13 protein-coding genes and 1 tRNA gene are annotated in these 16,589 nt (G+C 37.6%); 12 read left to right on the top strand and 2 right to left on the bottom strand.

Annotation, left to right across the window (positions count from 1 at the left end):
• Positions 1–160: 160 nt before the first annotated feature.
• The 11 genes from uvrB to whiA all read left to right on the top strand — a co-directional run bounded on the left by uvrB (position 161) and on the right by whiA (position 13,471).
• Entirely contained in the window at positions 161–2,143 is a 1,983-nt protein-coding gene (gene uvrB / locus A33S_RS0105760; RefSeq protein ID WP_009383066.1) for an excinuclease ABC subunit UvrB, read from the top strand.
• A 7-nt stretch (positions 2,144–2,150) separates the two neighbouring features.
• Positions 2,151–4,982, top strand: coding sequence for an excinuclease ABC subunit UvrA (gene uvrA / locus A33S_RS0105755; RefSeq protein WP_009383065.1), 2,832 nt, complete (start codon positions 2,151–2,153; stop codon positions 4,980–4,982).
• Positions 4,983–5,000: 18 nt separating this feature from the next.
• On the top strand, positions 5,001–5,372 hold the full coding sequence (locus A33S_RS0105750) for an SHOCT-like domain-containing protein (RefSeq protein WP_009383064.1): 372 nt from the start codon (positions 5,001–5,003) through the stop codon (positions 5,370–5,372).
• Positions 5,373–5,565: 193 nt separating this feature from the next.
• Positions 5,566–6,507 (top strand): HPr(Ser) kinase/phosphatase, encoded by a 942-nt coding sequence (gene hprK / locus A33S_RS0105745; RefSeq protein WP_009383063.1) that lies wholly within the window; start codon positions 5,566–5,568, stop codon positions 6,505–6,507.
• The gene (lgt, locus tag A33S_RS0105740) at positions 6,504–7,343 is read left to right on the top strand and encodes a prolipoprotein diacylglyceryl transferase (protein ID WP_009383062.1); all 840 of its coding nucleotides are present in this window, start codon (positions 6,504–6,506) and stop codon (positions 7,341–7,343) included. The genes hprK and lgt overlap by 4 nt, the downstream gene beginning before the upstream one ends.
• A gap of 6 nt (positions 7,344–7,349) precedes the next feature.
• Positions 7,350–7,823, top strand: a complete 474-nt coding sequence (locus A33S_RS0105735) for an acyltransferase (RefSeq protein ID WP_009383061.1) — start codon at positions 7,350–7,352, stop codon at positions 7,821–7,823.
• 22 nt (positions 7,824–7,845) lie between these two features.
• Positions 7,846–9,285 carry a tetratricopeptide repeat protein gene (locus A33S_RS0105730; protein ID WP_009383059.1) on the top strand — a complete coding sequence of 480 codons (1,440 nt, stop codon included), beginning with the start codon at positions 7,846–7,848 and terminating at the stop codon, positions 9,283–9,285.
• A 99-nt stretch (positions 9,286–9,384) separates the two neighbouring features.
• Positions 9,385–10,320 (top strand): thioredoxin-disulfide reductase, encoded by a 936-nt coding sequence (trxB, locus tag A33S_RS0105725; protein WP_009383057.1) that lies wholly within the window; start codon positions 9,385–9,387, stop codon positions 10,318–10,320.
• Positions 10,321–10,553: 233 nt separating this feature from the next.
• Positions 10,554–11,474: an RNase adapter RapZ gene (rapZ, locus tag A33S_RS0105720; RefSeq protein ID WP_009383055.1), complete on the top strand. Its 921-nt coding sequence runs from the start codon at positions 10,554–10,556 to the stop codon at positions 11,472–11,474.
• Positions 11,461–12,453, top strand: coding sequence for a gluconeogenesis factor YvcK family protein (locus A33S_RS0105715; protein ID WP_009383053.1), 993 nt, complete (start codon positions 11,461–11,463; stop codon positions 12,451–12,453). Before rapZ ends, A33S_RS0105715 begins: the two co-directional genes overlap by 14 nt.
• A 73-nt stretch (positions 12,454–12,526) precedes the next feature.
• Complete coding sequence (whiA, locus tag A33S_RS0105710) at positions 12,527–13,471, top strand: DNA-binding protein WhiA (RefSeq protein ID WP_009383052.1); 945 nt, start codon at positions 12,527–12,529, stop codon at positions 13,469–13,471.
• Positions 13,472–13,609: 138 nt separating this feature from the next.
• Here whiA and A33S_RS0105705 read toward each other — a convergent pair whose 3' ends face one another.
• Together A33S_RS0105705 and clpP are read right to left on the bottom strand one after the other, a co-directional pair.
• Positions 13,610–15,064, bottom strand: a complete 1,455-nt coding sequence (locus A33S_RS0105705) for an alkaline phosphatase (protein WP_009383050.1) — start codon at positions 15,062–15,064, stop codon at positions 13,610–13,612.
• 165 nt (positions 15,065–15,229) lie between these two features.
• Positions 15,230–15,817, bottom strand: coding sequence for an ATP-dependent Clp endopeptidase proteolytic subunit ClpP (gene clpP / locus A33S_RS0105700; protein WP_009383048.1), 588 nt, complete (start codon positions 15,815–15,817; stop codon positions 15,230–15,232).
• Positions 15,818–15,980: 163 nt separating this feature from the next.
• Between clpP and A33S_RS0105695 the strand changes: the two genes are divergently transcribed.
• Positions 15,981–16,052 (top strand) — tRNA-Arg (locus A33S_RS0105695).
• The last annotated feature ends 537 nt before the right edge of the window (positions 16,053–16,589 follow it).

Here is a 16,589-nt window from a genome sequence, read left to right as displayed (position 1 = left end):
CTTTTTTAAATACAGTTTATTTAAAAGTCTAAAAAGACGGGAAGTTAGTGTATATAAAGCACTAACCCGTCTTTTTTATTTTGCGAACAGATGTTTGTATTAGATTTAGTTAATCTGTTAAAATATATAATAATGAAAGATATCGATAGGAGGATGGCGCATGGAACATTATCCATTTAAAATTGCCTCAGATTTTGAGCCGCGTGGTGACCAACCTGAAGCAATAGCTAAAATTGCACAGGGTGTTAAGGACGGTAAACGTCACCAAACATTACTTGGTGCAACAGGTACTGGTAAAACCTTTACAATGAGTAATGTTATTAAAGAAGTCGGTAAGCCCACTTTAATTATCGCTCACAATAAGACGCTTGCTGGACAATTATATAGTGAGTTTAAAGAATTCTTCCCTGAAAATAGAGTCGAATATTTCGTAAGTTACTATGATTATTATCAACCTGAAGCTTATGTTCCATCTACAGATACGTTTATCGAAAAAGATGCCTCAATCAACGATGAAATCGACCAACTCCGACACTCAGCAACAAGTGCATTGTTCGAACGTGATGATGTTATCATCATCGCCAGCGTAAGTTGTATTTACGGTTTAGGTAATCCGGAAGAATATAAAGACTTAGTTGTAAGTATCCGTGTAGGGATGGAAATGGACCGTAGTGAACTTTTACGTAAGCTAGTAGATGTGCAATATACACGTAACGATATCGACTTTAGACGTGGTACGTTCCGTGTTCGCGGTGATGTGGTAGAAATTTTCCCAGCTTCACGTGAAGAGATGTGTATCCGTGTTGAATTCTTTGGTGACGAAATAGACCGCATTCGCGAAGTGAATTACTTAACGGGCGAAGTGATTAAGGACCGTAAGCACTTTCCTATCTTCCCAGCATCACACTTCGTTACCCGTGATGAAAAGCTAAAAGTAGCGATTGAACGTATTGAGGCTGAGTTAGAAGAACGTTTAGAACTTTTAAGAAGCGAGAATAAATTATTAGAAGCACAACGACTTGAACAGCGTACGAACTATGATCTAGAAATGATGCGTGAAATGGGCTTTTGCTCAGGAATCGAGAACTATTCTGTGCATTTAACATTACGCCCATTAGGATCAACACCGTATACGTTGCTTGATTACTTTGGCGATGATTGGCTCATTATGATTGATGAGTCTCACGTAACGATACCGCAAATCAGAGGGATGTATAACGGTGACCGTGCGCGTAAAAATGTTTTAGTGGAACACGGCTTTCGTCTGCCAAGTGCGCTCGACAATAGACCACTAAAATTTGAAGAGTTCGAAGATAAGACACATCAACTCGTATACGTTTCTGCAACACCAGGTCCGTACGAACTTGAACATACAGATGAAATGGTTGAACAAATTATCCGTCCTACAGGGTTACTTGATCCTAAAATTGAAGTTCGACCAACTGAAAATCAAATTGATGATTTATTAAGTGAAATTCAGGACCGTGTCGAACGTAATGAACGTGTCTTAGTTACGACATTAACGAAGAAAATGAGTGAAGACTTAACCACATACCTTAAAGAAGCGGGCGTAAAAGTCAATTACTTACACTCAGAAATCAAAACACTCGAACGTATTGAAATTATTCGTGATTTACGTATGGGTACCTTTGATGTCTTAATCGGTATTAACTTATTAAGGGAAGGTATCGATATTCCAGAAGTATCACTTGTAGTTATCCTTGATGCGGATAAAGAAGGTTTCTTACGTTCAGAACGTTCTCTTGTTCAGACAATTGGTCGTGCTGCGCGTAATGACAAAGGTGAAGTTATCATGTATGCGGATAAAATTACGGATTCAATGCAGTATGCGATTGATGAAACAGAACGTCGTCGAGAAATCCAAATGGCACATAATGAAAAGCACGGCATCACACCGAAAACGATTAACAAGAAGATTCGTGATGTCATTAGTGCTACAGTCGAAGCGGACGAAACAAATGAACAACAACAAGTCGAAGTACCTAAGAAGTTAACGAAGAAAGAGCGCGAGAAAACAATTGAAAATGTAGAAAAAGAAATGAAAGCTGCCGCAAAAGAACTCGACTTCGAACGCGCTCAAGAATTAAGAGATTTACTTTTTGAATTAAAATCAGAAGGGTGAAGCATAAATGAAAGATTCATCAATAGTAATCAAAGGGGCGCGTGCCCATAACTTAAAAGGCGTAGATATTGAATTACCTAAACATAAATTAATCGTTATGACAGGTTTGTCTGGTTCAGGTAAGTCGTCACTAGCATTCGATACTATTTACGCAGAAGGCCAAAGACGTTATGTGGAATCGTTAAGTGCCTATGCACGTCAATTTTTAGGTCAAATGGATAAACCGGATGTAGATACGATTGAAGGTTTATCACCGGCTATTTCAATTGACCAAAAGACTACAAGTAAAAACCCGCGTTCAACAGTGGCAACTGTAACAGAAATTTATGACTATATCCGTCTTTTATATGCGCGTATTGGACGCCCTTATTGCCCAGAACATAACATTGAAATTGAATCTCAAACGGTTCAACAAATGGTAGACCGTATTCTCGAATTAGAAGAACGTACTAAAATTCAACTTTTAGCACCTGTTGTCAATCATCGTAAGGGTGCGCATGAAAAGCTACTTGAAGATATTAATAAAAAAGGGTATGTACGTGTCCGTGTAGATGGTGAAATCATGGATGTTATGGAAGTACCTGAGCTTGATAAGAATAAGCATCATTCTATTGATATCGTCGTAGACCGTTTAGTTGTAAAACCTGGTATTGAAACACGCTTAGCGGATTCTATTGAGACAGTTCTTGAATTAGCAGAAGGTAATTTAACAGTTGATGTGATTGGTTCAGAACCACTGACCTTCTCAGAAAATCACGCGTGTCCGATATGTGGCTTTTCAATTGGGGAACTTGAACCAAGAATGTTTAGTTTCAACAGTCCATTTGGTGCTTGTCCAACGTGTGACGGATTAGGGCAATCTCTAACTGTTGACTTAGATTTAGTCGTGCCAGACAAGGATAAGACGTTAGAAGAGGGTGCGATTGTACCTTGGGAACCGACAAGTTCGAACTTCTATCCAACATTATTAAAACGTGTGTGCGAAGTTTATAAAATCAAAATGGATAAACCATTTAAAAAGTTAACGAAACGTCAGAAGGATATTATTCTCTATGGCTCGAAAGGTAAGCAAATTGAATTTAAGTTCGAATCAAAAAACGGTCAAAAGCGTACGCGTACGATGGCATTTGAAGGTGTAATACCGAATATTAACCGTAGATTTCATGATTCACCTTCAGAGTACGTGCGTGAAATGATGCAGAAATATATGACGGAATTACCATGTGAGACGTGTCATGGTAAGCGTTTAAATGAAGACGCGCTATCTGTTTATGTGGGTGACTTAAATATAGGTGAAGTTGTGCGCTATTCAATTAAAGATGCGCTCGATTATTTCCGTAATATTGAATTAACAGAGCAAGAACAAACGATTGCGAAGTTAATCTTGAAAGAGATTACGTCTCGCTTAGAGTTCTTATATAACGTTGGTCTTGACTATCTAACACTTAACCGTTCATCCGGTACGCTTTCAGGTGGGGAAGCACAGCGTATTCGACTGGCTACCCAAATTGGTTCACGTTTATCTGGTGTGCTCTATGTGCTGGATGAGCCATCGATTGGTTTACACCAACGTGACAATGATCGCTTAATTAACACTTTAAAAGAAATGCGCGACCTAGGTAATACTTTAATTGTAGTTGAACATGATGACGATACGATGCGTGCAGCGGATTATCTTGTTGACGTAGGCCCTGGTGCAGGTGATTTCGGTGGTGAAATCGTCGCAAGTGGTACGCCTAAACAAGTTATGAAAAATAAGAAATCACTAACTGGACAGTACTTATCAGGTAAGAAAAAAGTAGATGTACCTGAGCATCGCCGTGACGTGACTGACCGTAAAATCACGGTTGAAGGTGCAAGAAGTAACAACTTAAAAGGCGTAACGGTAGACTTTCCGTTATCAACGATGACTGTTGTCACAGGTGTGTCAGGATCAGGTAAAAGTTCACTTGTGAATGAAGTGTTATATAAAAGTTTAGCGCAAAAAATCAATAAATCTAAAGTGAAGCCTGGTGAACATGATGCCATTAAAGGGCTAGAACATGTCGATAAGATCATTGATATTGACCAGTCACCAATTGGTCGTACGCCACGTTCAAACCCTGCTACTTACACAAGTGTATTTGATAATATCCGTGAAGTATTCCAAAATACGAACGAAGCTAAAGTACGCGGTTATCAAAAAGGACGTTTTAGTTTTAACGTTAAAGGCGGTAGATGTGAAGCTTGTAAGGGTGATGGTATTATTAAAATAGAAATGCACTTCTTACCAGATGTTTATGTGCCTTGTGAAGTTTGTGACGGTAAACGTTATAACCGTGAAACGTTAGAAGTAAAATACAAAGGTAAAAGTATTGCGGACGTTCTCGAAATGACTGTAGAAGATGCGACGCATTTCTTTGAAAATATACCTAAGATTAAACGTAAGCTTCAAACGCTTGTAGATGTTGGTCTAGGGTATATCACACTTGGCCAACCAGCTACGACATTATCAGGTGGTGAAGCGCAACGTGTTAAACTTGCTTCAGAACTTCACAAGCGCTCTACAGGTCGTTCTATTTACATTCTTGATGAACCGACTACAGGTCTTCACGTTGATGATATTAAACGCTTACTCAAAGTTCTGAACCGAATTGTAGATAATGGTGACACGGTTGTGATTATCGAACATAATTTAGATGTGATTAAAACGGCAGACCACATCATAGACTTAGGACCTGAAGGTGGCGACGGCGGTGGTACGCTAGTCGCGACAGGTACACCTGAAGACATTGCTGAATATAAAGATTCATATACAGGTCAATATTTGAAGACTGTTTTAGAACGAGATAAAGACTAATTTAAAGGAGGGATTCACATGAGTCAGGCTAAATTAAAGATTTTAGAACTACTTAAAGATGATAAGATTTCAGTTGAAGATGCTTCAATGTTACTTGATGCGATTGATACTAAATCTCAAGAACAAGCATCAACGACAAATTCCAAAGCAACAAGTACGTCTCAAGAGGACACTTCAGCAAAAGACAACGAGTCAACTTCACGTCAAGATGATATTCAAGATATTGAAGACGAAATTCGTAAATCGTTTCGTAATGTAACGGATAAGTTAAATGAAAGTTTTAAGCGATATGAACAAAATCGTGATTCAGGTAAGAAAGATCCATTTAATGAAATGGAATCAACGCTTAAGAATCTTAGCGATTTTCTAGATCCTAATAAAAGAAAATAGTTTTTAGTGATACTTTAAGCCTTAGTATGAATCCCATTTCATCTAAGGCTTTATTTTATAGCAATAATAATTCGTTTTTACGATAGGGCTTTTCAAAAAAGAAATCGAGTGAAATGTTTAGTTTTTAATGTGGAATCGTGTTGCTTTTTGGTATGATAAAAGAGTAGTGAAGTTAGCAATTGAGGTGACAAGCATGATAAGTGCGAAATGTTTAATAGAGAAGTTTGATTTAGAACTTATCGCAGGCGAAGAAGGTTTAGACCGCCCTATACATAACACAGACATATCAAGACCTGGTCTCGAAATGGCAGGTTATTTTTCACACTATGCGAAAGACCGTATTCAGATATTAGGTACGACGGAATTGTCGTTCTATAATTTGTTGCCTGAAGCGTCTAAAGAAGGGCGCATGCGTAGTTTATGCCGTGAAGAAACACCAGCAATTATCATAACGCGTGATTTAGAGCCACCTGAAGAATTAATCGAAGCAGCAAAGGAATTAAATACGCCGTTGTTTAAATCTCACGACGCAACAACGCGTCTGATGGGACAATTAACTACATATCTTGAACGACGACTTGCACGCTCAACGTCGTTACATGGTGTATTAGTTGACGTGTACGGTGTAGGTGTACTCATAACAGGGGACTCAGGCATTGGTAAAAGTGAGACAGCCTTAGAACTTGTCAAACGTGGTCACAGACTTGTTGCGGATGATAATGTTGAAATTAGACAAATTACGAAAGACGAGTTAATTGGTAAGCCGCCAAAGATTATCGAGCATTTACTTGAAATTAGAGGGCTCGGTATTATCAACGTGATGACGTTATTTGGCGCAGGTTCGATATTGACTGAAAAGCGTATTCGACTCAATATTGACCTTGAAACATGGAATGAAAATAAACTTTATGACAGAATTGGGTTACATGAAGAATCGCTTACGATTTTAGATACAGACATAACGAAGAAGACGATCCCGGTAAGACCTGGGCGAAATGTTGCGGTTATTATTGAAGTAGCAGCAATGAATTACCGATTAAATATTATGGGCATCAATACTGCTGAAGAATTCAATAACCGTTTAAATGCAGAAATCATGAAAAACGGAAATAAAAATAAGGAGCGTAAGAAATGAATCTTGCATACATAGACCCAATTGCTTTTAGTTTAGGACCGATTCAAGTACATTGGTACGGGATTATTATCGCGAGTGCCATTGCGATTGGTTATTTTATCGCACAAAAAAGTGCCGATAAGGTTGGTTATAAAGAAGATGACTTACTGAACATGATTATTTTAAGTGTCATTTTCGCGATCTTAGCCGCACGTATTTACTTTGTAATCTTCCAATTCCCTTATTACATGAAGCATCCTGTTGAAATACCGATGATATGGAAAGGCGGTATTGCCATCCACGGTGGCTTAATCGGTGCCTTCTTAACAGGATTAATCCTTTGTAAGCAGAAGAATTACAGTCCACTACAAATCGGAGACGTGGTAGCACCAAGTATTATTTTAGCGCAAGGTATTGGTAGATGGGGTAACTTTATGAACCATGAAGCACATGGTGGCCCGGTTTCAAGGTCCTTTCTAGAGGGATTACACATTCCAAACTTTATCATTGAGAATATGAAAATCGACGGCACGTATTACCACCCAGCGTTCTTATATGAATCGATTTGGGACGTCTTAGGGTTTATCATTCTGATTGCTTTAAGAAAGCACCTTAAGATTGGTGAAACGTTCTTCTTATATTTAATATGGTACTCATTTGGCCGCTTCTTTATCGAAGGACTACGTACCGATGCATTAATGATTGCGGATTTAATTCGCGTTGCTCAGTTAGTATCATTACTCTTAATAATCATCGGTATCGCGCTAATCTTGTTCAGACGCTTTAAATATAACGTTCCACGTTATAAAGATGTTGGCGTGTTACCATGGCCTACTTCAAAAGAAAAAGGTAAGTGATAACATTTGAGAAAGTTAACGAAAACACCATCTAGCCACAGAAATCCGTTGTGGCATATGTATCGTTTTATAAAGTTCGGAAAGATTTTAAAGAACACAGTTGTTATAGAAGCATGCAGATATTTACCAAGTGTACGTTTAAAGCGTACACTTTTTATAAAATTGTTAGGTATGAAAATCGGTGAAGAGACGGCTATTGCTTTTAAAGCAGTACCTGATATCATGTATCCTGAACTAATAGCTATTGGCAAACGCTCAGTTATTGGGTATAATGCTACAATACTTACACATGAATTTTTAGTCGATGAATTTAGAAAAGGTAACGTTCAAATTGGAGATTACACGTTGATCGGCGCAAACGTTACAATATTACCCGGCGTGACGATTGGCAACTATGCGAAAGTTGGCGCAGGTACCGTTGTAACGAAAAATGTACCAGATCATGCATTAGCGTACGGTAATCCCATGCAACTTAAATAAATATATGGAGGTGGCAATACCTATGACACATCACGACAAGGTTATACCAATGAAGTTTGATCAAGCTTTCTATGAAAAGCGCGCTAAAACAAAATCTTTACAGCACGATTATTCAAAGGCTTCATACTACTATCATAAGGTCTTAGAATTGTCACCTCACGACTTTGAAATTAAGAAGGAACTTGCTTTTGCTTTAACGAAACTTAAAAAGTTTAACGAAGCTGAGCAATTATTCTTTGATCAAATCGTTACGGGCGACAAGATCCCTGAGAGTTATTATGAACTCAGCCAGATTAACATCGCTCAGAATGAACCAAACAAGGCTTACTTGTTTGGTTTAAATTATGTATTTACAAGCGACGATGCGGACTACCGCGAAGAGTTAGAAGATATGTTTGAAGTGACGTATCATGAAGAAAAGAAATTAAAGCTAGAAAGCGAACTGTTCTCAGCGCAAATGATTTTCCAACATTTATTTGGTCAAGGGCGTTTAATAGATGCGCGTGACTATATGGAAAGCCTTGAAGAACACGTACGTGAACATAGAGTAAGTCGCAACTTATTAGCAATGTGCTATTTATATTTAAACGAATACTCAGTTGCGAAAGAAATGTTTGAGCGCCTTCTAAGTGAAGACTCAAGCGATGTACATGCTTTATGTCACTATACGTTGTTACTCTATAACACAAATCAACGTGAACAGTTTAAAAAGTATGTGCAATTGCTTCGTAAAATTGCGCCAATTAATGATGACGAAAGCTTTAAGTTAGGCATTGTGCTGAGCTTCTTAAAACAATACCATGCATCGAATCAGTTACTCGTGCCACTTTATAAGAAGGGGAAATATTTGTCTTACCAAATGTTTCACGCCTTGAGCTTCAATAGTTATTTCCTCGGAAATACGTCTAAGAGTAAGTATTTTTGGGAACAATTACGTGAAATTTCTCAAGTAGAGGTAGGACATGCACCTTGGATGATTGCGCATAGTAAAGCGTTCTTTAAAGATCATATTGAACCGCTACTAATGGATGATGATCTCGCACGTCGTATACTTGGTATCTTTTTACTCGATCAAGAGAAAGGGCAGTCCATCATCATGACCGAGGACATTTGGCACGTCTTAGAATCAATGGGTGATTATGAACGACTTTATATTTCCTATCTTGTAAGCGATTTGAAACTGACGCGTTTGGACTTCATTCACAGAGGCTTAAAACTTATCTATGATGAAGACCGTCTTGTCAATAGCAATCAATTGATGTTAAGTTGGATTGACTACGCAGAGTCTATCATCGCTTCTCGAAAAGACCTTTCAGACGAGAACGCCTATGTTGCGGCGGTTGTATACCTATTCTTTAAGGCAGAACGTCATCAAAAGGTCACGAAAAAAGACATGTCAGAATGGTTTCAAGTTAGTACCTACAAATTAAATAAAATGTTAAATATACTTTTGAGCATTTAAATGTAAAATTTCGGTTAATTATTGTACAATGCATGTGTTAATGATCAATCGCTACTAATTAAATTGAAAACAGTCATAGATAATAGAGGAGGAAGACTAATGACAGAACAAGTAGAATACGATGTAGCCATTATCGGTGCTGGTCCAGCAGGTATGACGGCTGCAGTTTACGCTTCACGTGCTAATTTAAGCACGGTTATGATTGAACGCGGTATGCCAGGTGGCCAAATGGCTAATACAGAAGAGGTAGAGAACTTCCCAGGTTTTGATTTTATTACAGGTCCTGATTTATCTACTAAGATGTTCGAACATGCGAAAAAATTCGGTGCTGAATACACATATGGTGACATTAAAGGTATTGAAGATAAAGGCGACTACAAAGTTGTCGATTTAGGTTCTAAAACGGTTACGGCAAAAGCAGTGATCATTTCAACTGGTGCTGAATACAAGAAGATCGGTGTTCCTGGCGAAGAAGAGCTAGGCGGCCGTGGTGTAAGTTACTGTGCAGTATGTGACGGCGCGTTCTTTAAGGATAAGAACGTTTATGTTATTGGTGGCGGTGACTCAGCTGTTGAAGAAGGTACGTTCTTAACGAAATTCGCTAAGAAAGTTACTGTTATTCACCGTCGTGATGAATTAAGAGCTCAAAAAATCTTACAAGACCGTGCTTTTAAAAATGATAAAATGGACTTCATTTGGAGCCACACATTACAATCTATTAATGAGAAAGACGGTAAAGTCGGTTCAATCACAATTGAATCAACGAAAGATGGTTCAGAACAAACATTAGACGCTGATGGTGTCTTCGTTTATATCGGTATGAAGCCGTTAACACAACCATTCTCTGATTTAGGTATTACAAATGATGTAGGCTATATCCAAACGGACGATGCAATGAAAACAAATGTAGCAGGTATCTTTGCTGCAGGTGACGTTCGTGAGAAAGGTTTACGTCAAATCGTTACAGCTACTGGCGACGGTAGTATTGCAGCTCAAAGCGCTATCGCTTATATTGAAGAACTTGAAGATGAATAATGCTACGACGCAAGTTTCAAGCTGAGGCAAAGGTTTGCCTTGGCTTTTTCTTTGTGGTGAAAAGCAATGTTTGAATACGCCGAGACTTATATCAATATTCATAACATGTGTGTCGTCATACGTGTTATCTTTTAAAAGAGGGAAAGTTTAGAGAAGTTTTGTATATGCCTACTACTAAAGACCGTTTTAATGTAAACTAGTAATTGAATATAATAGGATGGTGGTTTTGAGTCATGCAACATGAACAAAATGAAGTAACTAAAAGTGAACTACTCGTTGTTACAGGTTTATCAGGTGCTGGAAAATCAGTTGTGATACAAGTTTTAGAAGATTTAGGGTACTTTTGTGTAGATAATTTACCGCCCATTTTATTGCATAAATTCGTTGAATTAATGGATCAAGGTAACCCTTCACTTCAAAAAGTAGCAATTGGTGTTGATTTAAGAGGTAAGGATTTCTTCCAATCGTTAATTCAAGAGATTGATTTAGTGTTAAGTCGTAAGAATGTCATTGTAGACGTTATGTTTGTAGATGCGAACGATGAAAAGCTTGTTTCAAGATACAAAGAAACGAGACGTGCACACCCTTTAGCGGCTGAGAACAATGGCACTTTAATCGATTCTATTCAAGAAGAACGTAATTTATTATCAGACGTGAGAAGTCTTGCGAACTTTACGATTGATACAACTGCATTATCTCCAAAAGAGTTAAAGCGTCGTATCGAAGCACGTTTTGGTAGTGAGAATGAAGAACTATTTAGCATTTACGTAACGAGCTTCGGGTTTAAACATGGTCCGCAAATGGATGCAGATCTGTTATTTGATGTGCGATTTTTACCAAACCCATATTATATCGAGGCACTTCGTCCAATGACCGGTCTAGATGACGAAGTATATAAATACGTTATGAAATGGAAAGAGACAACGATTTTCTATGAAAAGCTTTTAGATTTACTTAAATTTATGATTCCAGGGTACAAAAAGGAAGGGAAAGCCCAATTAGTCATTGCGATTGGATGTACAGGTGGTCAACACCGTTCAGTTGCATTAGCTCAAAGACTTAGCGAAGATTTAAAAGAAATATACGATTATAATGTCTACGCGCATCATCGAGATGCCGAAATTGAAAGTGGCGAGAGAAATGGAACAACTTAAATTAGTTTTAATCGGTGGTGGTACAGGTTTATCTGTACTAGCACGTGGTTTAAAAAATTTTCCGGTAGATATCACCACAATTGTTACCGTAGCGGATGATGGTGGTAGTACAGGTAAGATACGTAACCAAATGGATATACCTGCACCGGGAGATATACGAAATGTAATTGCTGCCTTAAGTGATGCAGAACCAACCATTCAACAACTGTTCAATTATCGTTTTAATGAAAATCAAGTTGAAGGTCACGCAATCGGTAATTTATTAATCGCAGCAATGACAAATATTACAGATGACTTTGGTCATGCTGTAAAAGAACTAAGTAAAGTACTAAATATTAAAGGACGTGTCATTCCATCAACGAATAAAAGTGTTTCGTTAAACGCTGAAATGGAAGATGGCGAAATTGTCGCAGGGGAGTCTACCATTCCCACTAAAAATAAACAAATCAAGCGTGTCTTTTTAGAACCAGAAGACGCTGAACCTATGGACGAGGCGATTAAAGCACTTGAGGAAGCAGATTTAATCGTCCTTGGTCCTGGTTCCCTTTATACAAGTGTGATTTCAAATCTATGCGTAAAAGGGATTGGTAACGCTGTAGTAGATAGCCAGGCAACAAAGTTATATGTATCTAATATTATGACACAACCTGGTGAAACAGATGGTTACACAACCGTCGACCATATTAACGCAATTCATAATCATGTCAAAGCACCATTCCTTGATTTCGTAATTTGTACGACAAGAGAAATGGATCCTAAGATTATGAAACGTTATGAACGTGAACAATCACAACCAGTGAAATACTCACCAGAAGACATTAAAGCCTTAGGTGTTAAAGTGATTGAAGGTAACAATCTAGTACAAATTTCTAAAAATGACCATGTGCGTCATAATACGAAAGCGTTAGCTCAAACGATTTATGAAATTGCATTACAAGAAATCAGTACAATTCAGTACAACCCTGATCAAGATAAATAATGCGACGAGATTTAAGCGTCCTTTGACAATGACGGATACACTTCATTAACAAATAGAAAGGATCGTATGCACAATGAGCTTTGCATCAGATATGAAAAATGAATTAACACGCATAGAAGTGGATGATGCCAATGCGAAAGCAGAGCTCAGTGCTTTGATTCGTATGAATGGCGCATTAAGTTTTAGTAACCAACAATTTATTATCAATATTCAAACAGAGAATGCGACGACTGCGAGACGTATCTTTTCACTTATTAAAAAGGTCTTTTTAGTAGAAGTTGATATTCTCGTTCGTAAAAAGATGAAACTGAAGAAAAATAATATCTACATTTGTCGTGTGAAAACAAAAGCGCGTGATATTCTTAATGAACTCGGTATCTTGAAAGATGGCGTGTTCATGCATGATATCGACGAAAGTATGATTAAGACAGATGAGATGAAGCGCAGTTATTTAAGAGGTGCGTTTCTTGCTGGTGGATCCATGAATAATCCTGAAACATCGTCATACCACTTAGAGATCTTTTCACTATATGAAAATCACTCTGAGAGTTTAACGCATTTAATGAATCATTATGATTTAAATGGGAAGCATTTGGAGCGTAAAAAAGGGTGGATTACATACCTGAAAGAAGCGGAAAGAATTGCAGACTTTCTCAGCTTAATAGGCGGCTATCAAGCGTTACTTAAGTTCGAAGACGTGCGTATTGTGAGAGATATGAGGAATTCTGTGAACCGTCTTGTAAACTGTGAGACAGCAAATTTAAATAAGACGGTTAGCGCGGCAATGCGTCAAGTGGAGAGTATTCAGTTGATTGACGAGGAAATTGGACTTGAGAATTTACCGGACAGGCTGCGTGAAGTCGCGAAGCTTAGGGTTGAGCATCAAGATATTTCGTTAAAAGAACTAGGTGAGATGATGAGTACTGGTAAGATTTCTAAATCAGGTATCAACCATCGATTGAGAAAGCTTAATGAAATGGCGGATAAAATTCGTAATGGTGAACCATTAGAACTATAAGTGAAGCAGCGGTCCTTTAAGTGGACATGCTGCTTTTTGCGTTTTTCTGCATTTAAAAATAAGCCCATTCCCCGCTAGCTCGAGGCTAGGGGAATGGGCTTTTAAACAATGATAGGTTTTAAGCGCATTTATGATAGATTATTGAACTTCGTTTTTGTAGAAGTCGAAAATGTTTTTGGCAGAGTCAGTATTGTCGATGTGACCTCTGAAGCTATCGATACCAGGGCCGAAACCGTAAGTATTAACGTCTACGCCAGTGTGACCATATGTTGTCCAACCAGTGTTAGATTTATCATTAATTGGTTTTTGGATAGCATCTTGTAATTTTTGTTTTTGTTCACCGTACTTGTCGCCGTCTTTTTCTTCATCAAGTTTACTTAATGCTTTAGCTTCTTTTTTGATAGCTTTCATTTGTTCTTTATCAAGGTCAAAACCATAACCGTTTTGAATTACTTCTTCAACGTCTTTACCTTCGATAATTTGGTCAGTCATGTAAGAACCAGAATGTTTCATTTGACGGATATATTCAGGATCCCATCTATATTCTTTACCTTTAGCCATTGATAAGCCACCAGTTGAGTGGTCAGCTGTCGCAACAACTAATGTGTCAGGATTTTGTTTCGCATAGTTTGTAGCATTTTCGAATGCTTTTTCGAAACCTTCCATTTCAGACATAACACCAGTGATGTCGTTAGGGTGAGCTGATTTATCAATTGAAGCACCTTCAACCATTAAGAAGAAACCTTTGTCGTTCTTTTGTAAACGATCTAAAGCGATTGATTGCATTTCTACTAATCTAGGATCATCTTCTGGCGCATCAATTTGTAAAGGCATATTTCCTTCAGAGAATAAACCTAATAATTGATCGTCTTTAGAGTTTAATAAGTCTTCGCGGTTTTCAACTACTTCATAGCCATCTTGAGCGAATTTCTCTTTTAAGTTACCGTTTTCTTCGCCAAAGTATTTGCTACCGCCACCTAAAAGTACGTCTACTTTATGTTGACCATTGATTTTGTCATTAAAGAATTGTTGCGCGATTTCGTCTTTCATACCACGTTCTTTAACGTGAGCAGCGTAAGCAGCTGGTGTTGCGTCAGTGATTTCAGCAGTTGAAACAAGACCAGTTGATTTACCGTTTTCTTTAGCTTGTTCTAAAACAGATTTTAAACGTTCTTGTTTTTCATTAACACTAATTGCACCATTGTAAGTTTTGTGACCAGTACTGAATGCAGTAGCACCTGCTGCTGAGTCAGTTACGTCATCTTCAGGGTCTTTAGGGCTAGTGCTTTGATCACCAACGAAGTAGTCATCAAATGCTGTTTTTTCAACTTCTTCAGTATCTGGGTTATCTTTGAAGTGTCTGTAAGCTGTGTTGAAAGCAGGTCCCATACCATCGCCAACTAGGAAGATGATATTTTTAGGATTTTCAGTATTGCCGTACATAGCCATGTCGCCTTGTTGACCTTGGTTTAATTGCGTACCTTCAGGTGCTTCCCCTGCACCAGAAGCTAAAGTAACGTTAGTAACGCCTAATGATGTAGCGATTAAAGTTGAAGCTAAAGTAGTTGCAGCTAACTTATTAAACATTTTCATAATCAAAAATCCTTTCACTTTTTAATTTTCCTACAACTAAAGTACCAAACGAATGTAAAGTGGAGATATTGATAAAATGAATATTATGTAAATTCTATTTATAAAAAGCTAATAAAAAACACACTAATGTGTGCACGACACATTAGTGTGTAATATTATATAAAATTATTTATGTTCTGGTGCCATAACTTCATCAATTAAACCATATTCTTTAGCTTCTTCAGCCGTTAAGAAGTTATCGCGGTCAGTATCTTTTTCGATTTTATCAATTGGTTGACCCGTACGTTCAGATAAAATTTTGTTTAATTTAGCACGCGTTTTTAAGATGTGGTTCGCAGCAATTTCAATTTCAGTTGCTTGACCTTGAGCGCCACCTAGTGGTTGGTGAATCATAACTTCTGCGTTAGGTAATGCATAACGTTTACCTTTAGCACCAGCAGCTAATAAGAATGATCCCATTGAAGCTGCCATACCGATACAAATTGTTTGAACATCAGGTTTGATGTGTTGGATTGTATCATAAATCGCAAATCCAGCTGTAACACTACCACCTGGAGAGTTAATGTATAAATAGATATCCTTTTCAGAATCTTGAGCTTGTAAGAATAATAATTGTGAAACGATTGAATTTGCTACGTTATCGTCTACTTGAGAACCTAACATAATAATACGGTCTTTTAATAAACGTGAATAAATATCATAAGCACGTTCACCGCGGTTCGTAGTTTCAATAACTGTTGGAATTAAATTCATTGAGTACGTCCTCCTTTAATTAGCTTATACATACATTATAGTCTAAAAGTCAAACATGGTCAAAAACTACGTCTGTATAGCCTGAAATCAATTATATCAATCATAGCATTGACCTTTAATAAAATCATCTGTAAACTATTTGTTAATGCATATTCATATTCAACCCCTTGTAGTGTAATGGATAACACGTGAGATTCCGGTTCTTATAATGAAGGTTCGATTCCTTTCAAGGGGAGTCATATATTCGGGTCTGGGACATAAGTCGTGAAATAGAGCACATAAGCTTTATTTCATACAATTCTCAAAACAGCTGACTCCTAGGGGAGTAGCATGAGACCGGAGACTACAGGCTCCGGCCATGCCCCAGGAAAGCATGCTGTTTAAAAGAATTGTAGTGATATGTCCTAGACCCTTCTTTTTAAAAAGTCCTTTAAATATAAAATGCTGCTTTAAAATGAATGTGCTACTTAAAATATATGGTGCTTCTTAAGATCTAATAGGCTAGGTCTATCTACTGCTAGTGGTACAAGCGTTGCTATAAGCCTGTTTAAATTTCATAATTTCATATAATAGATCGGTAGTAACGGTCCACTATGCCGAGTTGTTTAAATTTCAAATATAAGGGTTACTAGTAATTAAGCGATATAATTTAACAAGACAATAATTTGTGATACATAATTGAATGTTATTTACAATTTTGTAAATCAAATCTTTTAGAAATCTTAACATTTCTCTTTAAAAGTCGATGACATCAGGATTTTAGGCCTGTTAA

Source organism: Staphylococcus massiliensis CCUG 55927, from assembly GCF_000298075.1.
Taxonomy (GTDB): domain Bacteria; phylum Bacillota; class Bacilli; order Staphylococcales; family Staphylococcaceae; genus Staphylococcus; species Staphylococcus massiliensis.
This window is presented reverse-complemented; position numbering and strand designations above follow the sequence as displayed.

Bases quoted from the DNA above. Each gene is read 5' to 3' on its own strand.
- uvrB (WP_009383066.1), top strand. From the start codon at position 161: ATGGAACATTATCCATTTAAAATTGCCTCAGATTTTGAGCCGCGTGGT.
- uvrA (WP_009383065.1), top strand. From the start codon at position 2,151: ATGAAAGATTCATCAATAGTAATCAAAGGGGCGCGTGCCCATAACTTA.
- A33S_RS0105750 (WP_009383064.1), top strand. From the start codon at position 5,001: ATGAGTCAGGCTAAATTAAAGATTTTAGAACTACTTAAAGATGATAAG.
- hprK (WP_009383063.1), top strand. From the start codon at position 5,566: ATGATAAGTGCGAAATGTTTAATAGAGAAGTTTGATTTAGAACTTATC.
- lgt (WP_009383062.1), top strand. From the start codon at position 6,504: ATGAATCTTGCATACATAGACCCAATTGCTTTTAGTTTAGGACCGATT.
- A33S_RS0105730 (WP_009383059.1), top strand. From the start codon at position 7,846: ATGACACATCACGACAAGGTTATACCAATGAAGTTTGATCAAGCTTTC.
- trxB (WP_009383057.1), top strand. From the start codon at position 9,385: ATGACAGAACAAGTAGAATACGATGTAGCCATTATCGGTGCTGGTCCA.
- rapZ (WP_009383055.1), top strand. From the start codon at position 10,554: ATGCAACATGAACAAAATGAAGTAACTAAAAGTGAACTACTCGTTGTT.
- A33S_RS0105715 (WP_009383053.1), top strand. From the start codon at position 11,461: ATGGAACAACTTAAATTAGTTTTAATCGGTGGTGGTACAGGTTTATCT.
- whiA (WP_009383052.1), top strand. From the start codon at position 12,527: ATGAGCTTTGCATCAGATATGAAAAATGAATTAACACGCATAGAAGTG.
- A33S_RS0105705 (WP_009383050.1), bottom strand. From the start codon at position 15,064: ATGAAAATGTTTAATAAGTTAGCTGCAACTACTTTAGCTTCAACTTTA.
- clpP (WP_009383048.1), bottom strand. From the start codon at position 15,817: ATGAATTTAATTCCAACAGTTATTGAAACTACGAACCGCGGTGAACGT.